Annotated in this window: 14 protein-coding genes, 1 tRNA gene and 1 pseudogene; 12 read left to right on the forward strand and 4 right to left on the reverse strand. The window is 71.7% G+C overall.

Annotated features, from left to right (window positions below):
- Positions 1 to 23 precede the first annotated feature (23 nt).
- On the forward strand, positions 24 to 734 hold the full coding sequence (locus tag BLV02_RS28080; protein ID WP_141711664.1) for a hypothetical protein: 711 nt from the start codon (positions 24 to 26) through the stop codon (positions 732 to 734).
- Between the two features lie 3 nt (positions 735 to 737).
- Here the strand turns inward: BLV02_RS28080 and BLV02_RS28085 are convergent, their stop codons facing one another.
- Both BLV02_RS28085 and BLV02_RS28090 read right to left on the reverse strand, forming a co-directional pair.
- A complete protein-coding gene (locus BLV02_RS28085) occupies positions 738 to 1,394 on the reverse strand; it encodes a TetR/AcrR family transcriptional regulator (protein WP_425432585.1) in 657 nt (218 codons plus the stop codon).
- A 25-nt stretch (positions 1,395 to 1,419) separates the two neighbouring features.
- The gene (locus tag BLV02_RS28090; RefSeq protein ID WP_069112541.1) at positions 1,420 to 2,418 is read right to left on the reverse strand and encodes an acyl-CoA desaturase; all 999 of its coding nucleotides are present in this window, start codon (positions 2,416 to 2,418) and stop codon (positions 1,420 to 1,422) included.
- Between the two features lie 178 nt (positions 2,419 to 2,596).
- On the opposite strand from BLV02_RS28090, the gene BLV02_RS28095 reads away from it, so the two are divergent.
- The 7 genes from BLV02_RS28095 (at position 2,597) to BLV02_RS28125 (ending at position 9,187) form a co-directional block, all read left to right on the forward strand.
- Complete coding sequence (locus tag BLV02_RS28095) at positions 2,597 to 3,466, forward strand: helix-turn-helix domain-containing protein (protein WP_069112542.1); 870 nt, start codon at positions 2,597 to 2,599, stop codon at positions 3,464 to 3,466.
- 17 nt (positions 3,467 to 3,483) lie between these two features.
- Positions 3,484 to 3,557: transfer RNA gene (locus BLV02_RS28100), tRNA-Gln, on the forward strand.
- 105 nt (positions 3,558 to 3,662) lie between these two features.
- On the forward strand, positions 3,663 to 5,117 hold the full coding sequence (gene glmU, locus BLV02_RS28105) for a bifunctional UDP-N-acetylglucosamine diphosphorylase/glucosamine-1-phosphate N-acetyltransferase GlmU (protein WP_074946744.1): 1,455 nt from the start codon (positions 3,663 to 3,665) through the stop codon (positions 5,115 to 5,117).
- Entirely contained in the window at positions 5,114 to 6,094 is a 981-nt protein-coding gene (locus BLV02_RS28110) for a ribose-phosphate diphosphokinase (RefSeq protein WP_069112544.1), read from the forward strand. Before glmU ends, BLV02_RS28110 begins: the two co-directional genes overlap by 4 nt.
- Positions 6,095 to 6,281: 187 nt before the next feature.
- On the forward strand, positions 6,282 to 6,929 hold the full coding sequence (locus tag BLV02_RS28115) for a 50S ribosomal protein L25/general stress protein Ctc (RefSeq protein ID WP_069112545.1): 648 nt from the start codon (positions 6,282 to 6,284) through the stop codon (positions 6,927 to 6,929).
- Between the two features lie 31 nt (positions 6,930 to 6,960).
- Positions 6,961 to 7,542, forward strand: coding sequence for an aminoacyl-tRNA hydrolase (pth, locus tag BLV02_RS28120; RefSeq protein ID WP_069112546.1), 582 nt, complete (start codon positions 6,961 to 6,963; stop codon positions 7,540 to 7,542).
- A 130-nt stretch (positions 7,543 to 7,672) separates the two neighbouring features.
- Positions 7,673 to 9,187, forward strand: coding sequence for an exopolysaccharide biosynthesis polyprenyl glycosylphosphotransferase (locus BLV02_RS28125; RefSeq protein WP_074946746.1), 1,515 nt, complete (start codon positions 7,673 to 7,675; stop codon positions 9,185 to 9,187).
- Here BLV02_RS28125 and BLV02_RS38390 read toward each other — a convergent pair.
- Positions 9,181 to 9,570, reverse strand: coding sequence for a nuclear transport factor 2 family protein (locus BLV02_RS38390; protein WP_342762407.1), 390 nt, complete (start codon positions 9,568 to 9,570; stop codon positions 9,181 to 9,183). The two genes, BLV02_RS28125 and BLV02_RS38390, sit on opposite strands and share 7 nt — an antisense overlap.
- Positions 9,571 to 10,425 (reverse strand): annotated as a pseudogene (locus BLV02_RS28130) (NAD(P)H-binding protein); the annotation flags it as partial.
- Between the two features lie 51 nt (positions 10,426 to 10,476).
- Between BLV02_RS28130 and soxR the strand changes: the two are divergent.
- The 4 genes from soxR to cysN all read left to right on the forward strand — a co-directional run bounded on the left by soxR (position 10,477) and on the right by cysN (position 13,872).
- A complete protein-coding gene (gene soxR, locus BLV02_RS28135; RefSeq protein ID WP_069112549.1) occupies positions 10,477 to 10,857 on the forward strand; it encodes a redox-sensitive transcriptional activator SoxR in 381 nt (126 codons plus the stop codon).
- Between the two features lie 99 nt (positions 10,858 to 10,956).
- The gene (locus BLV02_RS28140) at positions 10,957 to 11,715 is read left to right on the forward strand and encodes a 3'(2'),5'-bisphosphate nucleotidase CysQ (RefSeq protein ID WP_069112550.1); all 759 of its coding nucleotides are present in this window, start codon (positions 10,957 to 10,959) and stop codon (positions 11,713 to 11,715) included.
- Positions 11,712 to 12,620: a sulfate adenylyltransferase subunit CysD gene (gene cysD / locus BLV02_RS28145; RefSeq protein ID WP_069112551.1), complete on the forward strand. Its 909-nt coding sequence runs from the start codon at positions 11,712 to 11,714 to the stop codon at positions 12,618 to 12,620. The genes BLV02_RS28140 and cysD overlap by 4 nt, the downstream gene beginning before the upstream one ends.
- 1 nt (position 12,621) lies before the next feature.
- On the forward strand, positions 12,622 to 13,872 hold the full coding sequence (gene cysN / locus BLV02_RS28150; RefSeq protein WP_069112552.1) for a sulfate adenylyltransferase subunit CysN: 1,251 nt from the start codon (positions 12,622 to 12,624) through the stop codon (positions 13,870 to 13,872).
- The last annotated feature ends 39 nt before the right edge of the window (positions 13,873 to 13,911 follow it).

Below are 13,911 nucleotides of genomic sequence, written 5' to 3' on the forward strand. Positions count from 1 at the left end.
GCCAGGCGCTACTTTTGGTCCTCGTGGGGGGACACAAACGAGCGCCCAGCGGCGCCGCCCAGGCGCTGCGCCACGTCCGTCGGCACACCCTGCGGTTCGTGGCGCTCGCCGCGCTCACCGTCCCGGTCGTCGCCGTCGTGGCGGGCCAGGGCGAGCCGGCGATCTTCGGGCGCAACCGGACACCGGATATCTCGGAGGGGCAGAATCCGGAGCTCCGCGGCTCGGGCGAGTCCACGGGCACACCGACGCCACCGGCAGCACCTCCGGCGTCGGCCACCCCGGCACCCCAGCCGACGGCGGGCCGGCCCGACGCGGCCGGCCCGCCGCCGGACCTCGGTTCCGCCCCGTCGACCGGCGGGAGCACCGACGTGCCGGCGGGCGGCGACGGCGACGACGAGGTGCCTGCGGGGACCACGCCGGACGACGGCCCCGGCGGCCCCGACGGCGACACCGACACCGACCGGCCGCCGTCGCCGCCGGAGGGTGAGACGCACGAGCCGCAGCCGTCGCCGTCGTCCACCTCCCAGCCGCCGAGCCACGAACCGACCCCGACCTCGACGCCGTCGGTGCAGCCGACCACCCCGCCGAAGCCGCCCGAGCCGAAACCGACGCCGACCCAGGAGCCGCCGAAGCCGCCGGCGACGCCGAAGCCGTCCACCCCGCCGCCGGACGAGGGCGACGGTGGCGGCTCGCTGATCTGCCTCGACGTGCTGGGGATCCAGATCTGCCTGTGAGCGTCAGCCGTCGGTGAGGCGGGGCTTGTGCTCCAGCCCGGACAGCCCGTTCCAGGCGAGGTTGACCAGGTGCGCGGCGACGTCGGCCTTCTTCGGCGAACGCACCTCCAGCCACCACTGGCCGGTCAGCGCGACCATGCCGACCAGCATCTGCGCGTACATGGGTGCGTGCTTCGTGGCGATGCCGCGCGCCTTGAACTGCGCTGCCAGGATGTGCTCGACCTGGCTGGCGGCGTCGGAGATGAGGCTGGCGAACCCGCCGGTCGAGTGCGCGACCGGGGAGTCGCGGACCAGGATGCGGAAGCCGTCGGTGGACATCTCGATGTAGTCGAGCAGCGCCAGCGCGGCCCGCTCGAGGATGACCCGCGGGTGCGCGGGCGTCGCGAGCGCCGTCGTGATGCGGTCGAGCAGCTGCTCCATCTCGCGGTCGACGACGACGGCGTACAGCCCTTCCTTGCCGCCGAAGTGCTCGTAGACCACCGGCTTGGAGACGCCGGCCCGGGCCGCGATCTCCTCGATGGACGTGCCGTCGTAGCCGCGCTCCGCGAACAGCGCGCGGCCCACGTCGAGCAGCTGCTCGCGGCGCTGCTTGCCGGTCATGCGGACTCTGCTGGGCGTGGCGCGTGGCCTCGTCGCGACGTCGTCGGTCACGCGACCCATCATGCTCCCGTGCCGGGGCAGAAGCTCACTCCGCGATGAGGTTGGCTTCGCCGCCGTAGTCGTCGACGCGCTTGGACTGGATGCGTTCCGGGCTCGGCCAGCGCACGTCCCACACCCAGCCGGCCTTCTCCAGGGCCCAGATGACGCGGGCGCTGGAGTCGATCTGGCCCTTGAGCACGCCGTGCCGCGCGCAGGTCGGGTCGGCGTGGTGCAGGTTGTGCCACGACTCGCCCATCGACAGGAACGCCAGCCACCACACGTTGCCCGACTTGTCGCGGCTCTCGAACGGCCGCTCGCCGATGGCGTGGCAGATCGAGTTGATCGACCACGTGACGTGGTGCAGCAGGCCGATGCGGACCAGCGTGGCCCAGAAGAACGCCGTCAGCGCGCCGTGCCACGACCACGTCGCCAGCCCGCCGATGATCGGCGGCAGCAGCAGCGACAGCGCGACCCACAGCGGGAACAGCTTGCTGATGCGGCGGATGTCGTCGTCCTTGATGAGGTCCGGCGCGAACTTGCGCGCGTCGGTCTGCTCGACGTCGAACAGCCAGCCCATGTGCGCGAACCACATGCCCTTGATCAGCGCCGGGACGGTCTCGCCGTAGCGCCACGGGGAGTGCGGGTCGCCCTCCTTGTCGGCGAACTTGTGGTGCCGGCGGTGGTCGGCCACCCAGCGGATGACCGGCCCCTCGACGGCCATGCTGCCGGCGACGGCCAGCGTGTTCTTCACCGCGCGGTTCGCCTTGAAGGCACGGTGCGTGAAGTGCCGGTGGAAGCCGACGGTGACCCCGTGGCCGGTGAACGCGTAGAAGGCCACCGCGAGCACGACGTCGAGCCAGCTCAGGTAGCCACCCATCCACGCGACGGGGATGGCGGCCACGAGCGCGACGAACGGGACGGCGATGAAGACGCCGATCGTGATGCGTTCGCCGAGCGTCTGCGTATCGCCCGACAGCGTGCCGCGAGGAAGCTCGCTCGGCGCCGGTGGGGACTGCTGGCTGTTCGCCGTGTCCGTGGAAGCCATGGGGGTCTCCTGTGTAAGGGGAACCTTCCTTACGGCACCGTAACCTACGTTGCCGTAGGTCGTATAGCCCGGATCTTCCGATGTGTCCTGCTTCGCCCTGGTGGGCGCGAGATGGGTTATCCACAGGGTGGCGACCGGACGACTTGATGACTATCGGTAGCAATGTAAAGCTATAGCCATGACGATCGAACGCCTCGTGGACGACACCGAACTGGCCGCGCGCGTGCACGCCATGCGCGCCGATGGAAAGACCTACGTCGAGATCAAATCCGAGCTGGGCATCGGCGCCAGCACCATCAGTCGCATTCTCGGCGTTTACGGGAAGGGGCGGGCGCGGCCCCGGGTGACGGACGTACTGCGGGGGCGGGCGCGTGCGTTGCGTACTGACGGCCGGTCGGTGCCCGAGATCGCCGCGGAACTGGGTCTGGCCAGGAGCACGGCCTGGCTGGTCACCAAGGACATCCCGTGGACCCTGACCGAAGATCGCGCAGAGGCGCGTGCGGAGGCCTCGCGGGCCGGATGGCGACACAGGAAGGCTCAAACCGCCGCCGAGCGCGAGCGGATCACCCGCACCATCGCATCGACATTCGGCGAGTTGACCGACCGTGAACTGCTGATCGCCGGCGCCGTGGCCTACTGGGCCGAGGGCGCCAAGTCCAAGCCGTGGAATCCCGTCGAGGATCTGAGCTTCATCAACAGCGATCCGGACATGATCCGCCTCCACCTGGAGTGGCTGGCGGTGCTCGGGGTCGACCCGAAGCGGCTGCGGTTCCGGTTGTCGATCCACGAGTCCGCTGACGTGGCGGCAGCTACGGCGTACTGGGCCGACGTTGTGGGAGTGTCGAGCGAACGGTTCGCCCGAGCCACGCTCAAGAAGCACAACCCCAAGACGGTGCGCAAGAACGTCAACGAGGGCTACCGGGGCTGCTTGGTCGTGCGGGTGTCGAAGGGTGCGCCGGAGTACCGGATCATGAACGGCTGGTGGTCGGCGGTGGCCGGAGCGGTGCGATCGAGGCGATACCGTAGTGGGGTGCGGGCGGCGATGTGACAGCCGGGCGCCATTTTTCCGCCGTAGTGTAATCGGTTAGCACGGCACCCTTTGAAGGTGTTCGGTCCAGGTTCGAGTCCTGGCGGCGGAGCGTGGTTCGAATCCCGAATCGGGTCATTGATCGAGTTCTCGTCGGCGACACCGGACAGGTACCCTCGGAACCGAGCCCGCCACCGAAGCCGAGGAGCACGAACGCGTGACTACGCGCCCGGCAGCCGTCGTCGTTCTCGCCGCTGGCGAGGGCACGCGGATGAAGTCGTCCACCCCGAAGGTCCTGCACGAAGTGGCCGGCCGCAGCCTCGTCGGGCATGCCGTCGCCGCTGCGCAGGAGCTGAAGCCCGACCACCTGAGCGTGGTCATCGGGCACGGCCGTGATCTCGTCGCCGCGCATCTGGCCGAGGCCGCGCCGGGCGTCACCACCGCCGTCCAGGAGCAGCAGCTCGGCACCGGCCACGCCGTCGGCGTCGCGCTCGAGACGCTGCCCGAGCTCGACGGCGTCGTGGTGGTGACGTACGGCGACGTGCCGCTGCTGACCGGCGACACCCTGCACGAGCTGGTCGAGCAGCACGTGGCCGACGGCAACGCGGCCACCGTGCTCACCGCGCACGTCGCCGACCCCACCGGGTACGGCCGCATCGTGCGCGAGGCCGACGGCGGGGTGCGCGCCATCGTCGAGCACAAGGACGCCGACGAGGCGACGCTGGCGATCACTGAGATCAACTCCGGCATCTACGTCTTCGACGCCGCCGTGCTGCGCGCCGGGCTGGGCCGCATCACCACGCAGAACGCGCAGGGCGAGCTGTACCTCACCGACGTGCTCGGGCTGGCGCGCCAGGACGGCCGCCGCGTCGGTGCCGTCGTCACCGGCGACGCCTGGCAGACCGAGGGCGTCAACGACCGCGTCCAGCTGGCCGCCATGAACCGCGAGTTCAACCGCCGCGTCACCGAGAAGTGGATGCGCTCCGGCGTCACCATGATCGACCCCGCCACCACGTTCATCGACGTCACCGTCACGCTCGAGCGCGACGTCGTGCTGCGGCCGGGCGTGCAGTTGCGCGGGCGCACCGAGATCGCCGCCGGCGCCGAGGTCGGCCCCGACTCCACGCTCATCGACACCGTCGTCGGGCCGGGCGCCAGCGTCGTGCGGGTGCACGCCCACGGCGCGCAGATCGGCGCCGACGCCGCTGTGGGCCCGTTCACCTACCTGCGCCCGGGTGCCGTGCTGGAGGCGAAGGCGAAGGCGGGCGCGTACGTCGAGATCAAGAAGTCGACGGTCGGCCCCGGCGCCAAGGTCCCGCACCTGACCTACGTCGGCGACGCCACCATCGGCGAGGGCGCGAACATCGGCGCCGGCACGATCTTCGCCAACTACGACGGCGTCGCGAAGCACCCGACCACGGTCGGCAAGCACGTGTTCGTCGGCAGCGACTCCGTGCTCGTCGCGCCGGTCGAGCTGGCCGACGGCAGCTACGTCGCGGCCGGGTCGACGGTCGTGTCGGCGACGGAGCCGGGCGAGCTGGCCGTCGCGCGCGGCCGGCAGCGCAACATCGCGGGCTGGGTGGCGCGCAAGCGTCCCGGCACCAAGACCGCCGCCGCGGCCGAGGCCGCGGCCGGTGACACCACGGGGACGAACGAGGGGGACGAGCCGTGACGGGGATCCGCGCCACCGGCACCAAGACGCTCATGCTGTTCGGGGGCCGCGCGCACCCCGAGCTGAACGAGGAGGTCGCCGAGCACCTGGGCGTCCGCCTGGTGCCGAGCAAGACCTTCAACTTCGCCAACGGCGAGATCTACGTACGGTTCGAAGAGAGCGTGCGCGGCAGCGACGCGTTCGTCATCCAGAGCCACACCGCTCCGATCAACGAGTGGATCATGGAGCAGCTGATCATGGTCGACGCGCTCAAGCGGGCGTCGGCCAAGCAGATCACCGTGGTCATGCCGTTCTACGGGTACGCCCGGCAGGACAAGAAGCACCGCGGCCGCGAGCCCATCTCCGCCCGCCTGGTCGCCGACATGTTCAAGACCGCCGGCGCCGACCGCCTGATGGCCGTCGACCTGCACACCGCGCAGATCCAGGGCTTCTTCGACGGCCCGGTCGACCACCTGTGGGCGCTGCCGATCCTGGCCGGCCACGTGCAGGAGAACTACGCGCCCGAGAACATGACCGTGGTGTCGCCCGACGCCGGCCGGGTGCGGGTGGCCGACGTCTGGGCCGACCGCCTGGGCACGCCGCTGGCGATCATCCACAAGCGGCGCAACCCCGAGGTCGCCAACGAGGTGAAGGTGCACGAGGTCGTCGGCGACGTCGAGGGCCGCACCTGCTTGCTGGTCGACGACATGATCGACACCGCCGGCACCATCTCCCAGGCCGCCGAGGCGCTGATGGAGGCGGGCGCCGAGGGCGTCCTCGTCGCCGCCACGCACGCCGTCCTGTCCGGCCCGGCGGTCGATCGGCTCAAGAACTCGGTCGGCATCAAGGAAGTCATCGTCACCAACACGCTGCCGATCCCGCAGGAGCGCCGGTTCGACAAGCTGACGGTGCTGTCCATCGCGCCGCTGATCGCCCGGGCGATTCACGAGGTGTTCGAAGAGGGTTCGGTCACCAGCCTCTTCAACGGCAACGCGTAGCCGCCCGGGGAGGTTCGGGGCCGGTTTCACATCGGGGCTGCTCCGGGGCTAGACTTCGAGGGTTGCCTCGGCGAGGGTGCAGTTTCTGCTGCCACCGTGATCGACGCGGTGCGCAGTCGGTGCGCGCCCTTGCCCGAGCCCGACGTGCCGCTGACCGCCCACCGTGCATTCGCGAGGAGTCCTCACCGTGTCCGACGTCAAGATCGCCGCCGAGCTGCGTACCGAGTTCGGCAAGGGCGCCGCGCGCCGACTCCGCCGCGCCTCCAAGGTTCCCGCGGTCCTCTACGGTCACGGGACCGACCCCGTCCACCTGGCGCTGCCGGGCCACGACACCATGCTCGCGCTGAAGACCGCCAACGTGCTGCTCACCCTCGACATCGAGGGCCGGGGCAGCGAGCTGGCGCTGCCGAAGCACGTCCAGCGCGACCCCCTCAAGGGCTTCATCGAGCACGTCGACCTCCTGCTGGTCAAGCGCGGCGAGAAGGTCACCGTCGAGGTGGCGGTGCACGTCACGGGCGACGCCGCGCCGGGCACGCTGGTCAACCTCGACCAGCCGACCGTCTCCATCGAGGCCGAGGCCACCCACCTGCCCGAGGGCATCGAGGTCTCCGTCGAGGGCCTCACCGAGGGCACCCAGATCCTGGCCAAGGACCTCGTGCTGGCGCGCGGCTCGTCGCTGGCCGGCGACCCCGACCAGCTGGTCGTCAACGTCACCGCCGCCCCGACCGCCGAGCAGCTCGAGGGCGAGACCGAGGAGGGCGAGGCCGCCGAGGGTGAGGCCACCGAGGCCGCCGCCGAGGAGGCTCCGGCCGAGGCGCCTGCCGACGAGTCCTGAGTTCACGTCCGCCGGGCCGGGGAGCCTGCCGATGTCCGACGCGTGGTTGGTCGTCGGGCTGGGCAACCCCGGCCCGACGTATGCCGGCACCCGGCACAACGCCGGGGCCATGGTGGTCGACCTGCTCGCCGAGCGGGCCGGCGCGCCGCTGAAGTCGCAGCGCAAGTTCCGGGCCGACGTCGCCGAGGTGCGTCTCGGCGACCTGCCCGGCTCGCGCGCCGTGCTGGCCAAGCCGCACACGTACATGAACGAGTCCGGCGGGCCGGTGGCGCTGCTGGCCGACTTCTACAAGATCACCCCCGACCGCCTGCTGGTCGTGCACGACGAACTGGACCTCCCGTTCGGCACGGTGCGGCTGAAGCTCGGCGGGGGTGACAACGGTCACAACGGGCTGCGCTCCGTGCGCGCCCGCATCGGCACCGGCGACTACTGCCGCCTGCGGTTCGGCATCGGCCGGCCGCCCGGGCGCATGGACCCCGCCGCATTCGTCCTCAAGCCGTTCTCCACTGTTGAGAAGCGTGAGATCGACCTCGAGGTCGACCGCGCGGCCGACGCCGCCGAAGCGGTGGTCGTCGACGGCCTGACCTACGCGCAGAACCACTACAACGGCTGAGCCGACCCGGACCACTCGTCCGAAATCGACGCATTCGACTGGTCCCCTTCGGCCCTTGCGCGTATAGTCCGTCCCAGTTTCGTCGGCTTGATGATGGGCCGGCGGGGGGTATCGGAGCCTTGGGGGGGCCATGGCTACGGTCGATCTGTCGTCGGCTGGTGCGCGCACACGTTCGCGGAGAGCTACGTCCGAATTCGACGGACGCGGTCCGCAGACGCCGTCGGCGACCCGTCCTTTTCGCTACCGCCGCGTCACCGCGGCCGGTGACCTGCTGACCGGAGCCGTCGCGGCCGTCGTCGCCGTGCTGCTCTCGTGGTCACGTCCGGACGCCGCGGCCGCGCTCGCGGCCATGGCGGTCGCGTGGCCGCTGGTGCTGACGGTGAAGACGGGCCGCGCGGACCGGCTGTTCGGGGTCAAGAACACCTACAGCGACGTGCTGCGGGCGCTGACCGCGGTGGTCGCCGTCCTGGCCGTGGCCGGCGCGGTGCTCTCGATCCGGCTGCTGGGCACGCCGTTCCTGGCTGCCGCGGCGATCCTGGCCGGCGGCTCGATCACGGTGCGGCTGCTGGTGCAGCGCAAGCTGCGCCGGCTGCGCACGCTGGGCCGCGCGACCCGGCGGACGCTGCTGGTCGGGCCGGCGAGCGGCATCGTCGCCACCATGGACCGCTTCGCCCGCGACGGCGAGCACCCGCTGTCCGTGGTCGCGGCCTGCGTCGAGGACGACGGCACCCAGCCGCCGGCCGCGGTGCCGGTGGTCGGCACCATCGTCCGCGGCATCCCGGGTCACGACGACGTCCTGCGCGACGAGGAGATCGTCCACGCGGTGCGGCTGGCCGCCCAGCGGGTGCGGGCCCGCACGGTGTGCGTCACGCCCGGCTCGGAGTTCTCCGGCGAGCGCCTGCGCGCGCTGAGCTGGATGCTCGGCGACATCGGCATCGACCTCGTCACCGACCTCGGCCTGTCCGACGTCGCCGAGCACCGGATGGGCCTGGGCAGCATGGGCTCGAGCGTGCTGCTGCACGTCAAGCAGGTCCGCCCGACCGGGCTGCGGCTGGTCGCGAAGGTCGCCACCGACCGCGTGCTGGCGGCGCTGATGCTGCTGCTGCTCGCGCCGCTGCTGCTGACGATCGGGCTCGCGGTGAAGCTCACCGACTCGGGCCCGGCGCTCTACCGGCAGGTGCGGGTGGGTCGCGACGGCCTGTACTTCACCATGATGAAGTTCCGCACGATGTACGTCGACGCCGACCAGCGCCGCGCGGAGCTGCTGGACGCCGCCGACGGCGACGGGCCGATGTTCAAGATGCGCCACGACCCGCGCATCACCCGCATCGGCCGGCTGCTGCGCAAGTACTCGCTCGACGAGCTGCCGCAGCTGATCAACGTGCTGCGTGGTGACATGTCGCTGGTCGGGCCGCGGCCGGCGCTGCCCGAGGAGGTCGCGACGTACGACGGCACCGCCCGGCGCCGGCTGGCCGCGATCCCCGGCATGACCGGGCTGTGGCAGGTGAGCGGCCGGTCCAACCTCACCTGGAGCGAGACGGTGCGGCTGGACCTGCGCTACGTCGACAACTGGTCCTACGGCGAGGACGTCCGGCTGCTCGGCCGCACGGCCGGGGCCGTGGTGCGCAGCACCGGCGCCTACTGAACCGCCTGCGGGGCGTCGTAGTAGAAGACCTCCTCGCGGACGATCCGGCCGTCGGCGACGGTGTAGAGCGACAGCTTCGTGGTGCTGGTCCGGGCGCCGGTCGGGGTGTGCGTCTGGTCGAACCGGAAGCGGACGGCGAACCGGCCGGTGGCCAGGAACGGCCCGTCGACGTCGACGGCATGGATCTCGACGTCGGCGAGCAGCCGGTCGGCGTTCTCGACGACCTCCGCCATGCCGCGCCGTTCGACCGGTTCGCCACCGGTCTCCATCGGCGCGACCCGCACGAGATCGGGGCTCATCAGAGCGTCCAGCGCGTACAGGCGGCCGGCCCGCATGAGCGCGACGTACTGGTCCGCGACCGACCGGACGCCGGCCGCGGGCAGGAAGTCGGCGGCGTGGTCGGCGGCCCAGTCGCGGAACCGGCGGGCCGGGCGGCCGGTGAGCTGCTCGACGGTGTCCACCACTGGCTCCGGCTGGTCGGCCAGCGTCGCCCAATACGCCAGCCCGGCCGCCGCGAACTCCGCGTCGCCGAACCGCTCGGCCAACTCGGCCAGCGCCTCGTCCGGAGGCTGCTCGTCCCAGCGCACCGGCCGGCCGATCGCCTCGCCGATCTGCCGGGCCTGCTCTGCCTGCGTGATCGTCTCCGGGCCGGTGAGGAGGTGCACGGCGCCGGCGTGCCGGTCCGGGTCGGTGAGCGCGACGACGGCGACGTCGGCGAGGTCGCGCTCGTGGATCAGCGACCGCCCGGCCCTGCCGTACGGTGCGCGGATCACGCCGGTGTGTGCCTGCGCGGCCCAGTCCAGAGTGTTGCTGGCGAACCCGCCGGCGCGCAGCATCGTCCATCGCACGCCGGAGTGGCGCAGCGCGTCCTCGACCGCGCCCCAGATGCCGTTCTCTGCCGCCGGACGGTCGTCGCTGACGTTCATCGCGGACAGGTAGACGACGTGCCGTGGTGCGGTGGCCAGCGCCGCCGCGACCGCCGGCAGGTGGTCGGGGTCGAAGGACGGCCAGAGCAGGAACACGCGGCCGACGCCGTCCAGCGCCGGGGCCAGCGTCTCCGGCCGAGTGAGGTCGCCGGCGGCGACGTCGACGCCGGCCGGCAGGGTCGCGCGGGCTCGCTCGGGATCGCGGGCCAGCGCCCGGACCGGCAGCCCGCGGCCGGCCAGCGTCCGGACGACGTGGCGGCCGACGTTGCCGGTGGCGCCGATGACGAGGGTGAGGGGGTTCGTGATGCTCATTCCCCAAGGCTCAGACTTAAACCTTGGTTCAGGTCAAGCTACGGTGGGCGCATGCCTGAACTGACCATCGGTGAGCTGTCCGAGCGCAGCGGCGTGCCGGCGTCCACGCTGCGCTACTACGAGCGGCACGGCCTGCTCCGCAGCCGCCGGACCACGGGCAACCAGCGGCGCTACGACGAGGCGATGCTGCGGCAGGTGGCGTTCATCCGGGCCTCGCAGCGGGTCGGCATCCCCCTGGCCGACATCGGCGGGGTGCTGGAGTTCCTGCCCGAGGGTGGGACTCCGACGCCGGAGTTCTGGGCCCGGGCGGCGCAGTGCTGGGGCCGGGCGATCGACGAGCGCATCGCGGCGCTGGAGCGGCGGCGCGAGGTGTTCAGCGCGTGCGCGGAGTGCGGGTGCCTGGCGTTCGGCGAGTGCGCCCTGGTGGCGTGACCGGATACTGGACGCAACGTCTCGGATAATGGGCGAGCGCGTGATTCCGGGCGGGATCACCCTAGGCTGGGTCGTTCGAGACCGGCTTCGAGGAGTTCCGTGGCATCGTCTGACGCGATCCTGGCCGCCCGCCTCGCCACCGAGGCGGGCGCGCTGCTGCTCGCGCTGCGCCGCGACCACGACCCGTCCGCCGGCGCTCAGGCGCTGCGCGACGCCGGTGACGCCGCGGCGCACCGGTTCCTCGTCGCCGCGCTGGCCGAGCAGCGTCCAGGCGACGCCGTGCTCAGCGAGGAGGCGCCCGACACCGCCGAGCGGCTGGACGCCCGGCGGGTCTGGATCGTCGACCCGCTCGACGGCACCCGCGAGTTCGGCGACGGCCGCGACGACTGGGCGGTGCACGTGGCGCTCTGGCAGGACGGCGAGCTGGCCGCCGGCGCCGTCGCGCTGCCCGGCCTCGGCGCCACGCTGACCAGCGACCCCGCCGCCGTCGTCCCGCCCCGCCCGGCCCACGCCGCGCCGCGCCTCGCCGTCAGCCGCAGCCGTCCGCCCGCCGCCGCCCAGCGCGCCGCGGCCGCCCTGGGCGCCGAGCTGGTGCCGATGGGCTCGGCCGGGTTCAAGGTCGCCGCCGTCGTGCGCGGCGAGGCCGACGCGTACGTCCACGCCGGCGGCCAGTACGAGTGGGACTCCGCCGCGCCGGTGGCCGTCGCCCGGGCCGCGGGCCTGCACGCCAGTCGCGTCGACGGCTCGCCGCTGCGCTACAACGAGGCCGACCCGTACCTCCCCGACCTGCTCGTCGCCCGCCCGGAGCTCGCCGACGCGCTCCTGGCCGCCGTCGCCGAACCCGCGAGGTCCGCATGACGATCCACGAGTACCAGCTCTCGCAGCTCGACTACCTCGAGGCCGAGGCGGTGCACATCTTCCGCGAGGTCGCCGCCGAACTGGAGCGCCCGGTGCTGCTGTTCTCCGGCGGCAAGGACTCCATCGTCATGCTCCGGCTGGCCGAGAAGGCGTTCTGGCCGGCCCCGATGCCGTTCCCCGTCATGCACGTCGACACCGGGCACAACTTCCCCGAGGTGCTGGAGTTCCGCGACCGCCGGGTCGCCGAGCTGGGCGTCAACCTCGTCGTCGCGTCCGTGCCCGACGCCATCGAGCGCGGGCTGGTGGCCGAGGAGCCGAACGGCTCGCGCAACCGCATCCAGACGCCGGTGCTGCTCGAGGCGGTCGAGAAGCACCGGTTCAGCGCGCTGTTCGGCGGCGCCCGCCGCGACGAGGAGAAGGCGCGGGCCAAGGAACGGGTGTTCTCGTTCCGCGACGACTTCGGTCAGTGGGACCCGAAGAACCAGCGCCCGGAGCTGTGGAACCTGTACAACGGCCGCATCCACCTGGGCGAGAGCATCCGGGTGTTCCCGCTGTCGAACTGGACCGAGCTCGACGTCTGGCACTACATCCAGCGCGAGGAGATCGCCGTCCCAGCGATCTACTACGCGCACGAGCGCGAGGTGTTCGAGCGCGACGGCATGCTGTTCGCGAACAACGAGTTCTGCCGCCCGCGCGAGGGCGAGCCGACGTTCACCGCGACCGTCCGCTACCGCACCGTCGGCGACGCGTCGCTGACGGCCGCGGTGCGCTCCGACGCCGACACCGTCGAGAAGGTCATCGAGGAGGTCGCGGCCACCCGGCTCACCGAGCGCGGTGCCACCCGCGGCGACGACCGCGTCAGCGAGGCCGCGATGGAGGACCGGAAGAAGGAAGGCTACTTCTGAGATGGATCTGCTCAGGTTCGCCACCGCCGGCTCCGTCGACGACGGCAAGAGCACGCTGATCGGGCGGCTGCTGTTCGACTCGAAGGCGATCTTCACCGACCAGCTCGAGAGCGTCGAACGCACCAGCCAGCAACGCGGCGACGAGTACACCGACCTATCGCTGCTCACCGACGGCCTGCGTGCCGAGCGCGAGCAGGGCATCACCATCGACGTGGCGTACCGCTACTTCGCCACGCCGCGGCGCAAGTTCATCATCGCCGACACCCCGGGGCACATCCAGTACACCCGGAACATGGTCACCGGCGCCTCGACGGCCGACCTCGCGATCGTGCTGGTCGACGCGCGCAAGGGGATGGTCGAGCAGAGCCGGCGGCACGCGTTCCTGGTGTCGCTGCTGCGGGTGCCGCACCTCGTGCTCGCCGTGAACAAGATGGACCTCGTCGACTGGTCGCAGGAGGTGTTCGAGGGCATCGAGAAGGAGTTCTCCTCGTTCGCGACCAAGCTCGACGTCCCCGACCTCACCGTCGTCCCGATCTCCGCGCTGCACGGCGACAACATCGTCAGCCGGTCGCCGAACATGCCGTGGTACGAGGGCCCGTCGCTGCTGCACCACCTCGAGCACGTGCACATCGCCAGCGACCGCAACCTCGTCGACGTCCGGTTCCCGGTGCAGTACGTCATCCGGCCGCAGTCGCTGCAGCGCACCGACTACCGCGCCTACGCGGGCCAGGTCGCCGGCGGCGTGCTCAAGGCCGGCGACGAGGTCATGGTGCTGCCCAGCGGGTTCACCACCCGCATCGCCGGCATCGACACCGCCGACGGCCCCGTGGGCGAAGCGTTCGCGCCGATGTCGGTGACGGTCCGGCTCGAGGACGAGATCGACATCTCCCGCGGCGACATGATCTGCCGCCCGCACAACCAGCCGGCGGTCGCGCAGGACATCGACGCCATGATCTGCTGGATGGCCGAGACGCCGCTGGCGCCCGGGCAGAAGCTGGCGATCAAGCACACGACGCGGTCGGCGCGGGCGCTGGTGAAGGAGCTGCAGTACCGCCTCGACGTCAACTCGCTGCACCGCGACGACACCGCCACCCAGCTCGGCCTCAACGACATCGGCCGGGTGCGGCTGCGTACCACCGTGCCGCTGCTGGCCGACGAGTACCGCCGCAACCGGCAGACCGGCGGCTTCATCCTCATCGACGAAGCCACCAACCGCACGGTGGGCGCCGGCATGATCACCTCGGCGAGCTGAGCGAGGGTGCGCTACAGTTCGCCATAGCAGGATTCTTTG

The organism is Jiangella alba (assembly GCF_900106035.1).
GTDB lineage: Bacteria > Actinomycetota > Actinomycetes > Jiangellales > Jiangellaceae > Jiangella > Jiangella alba.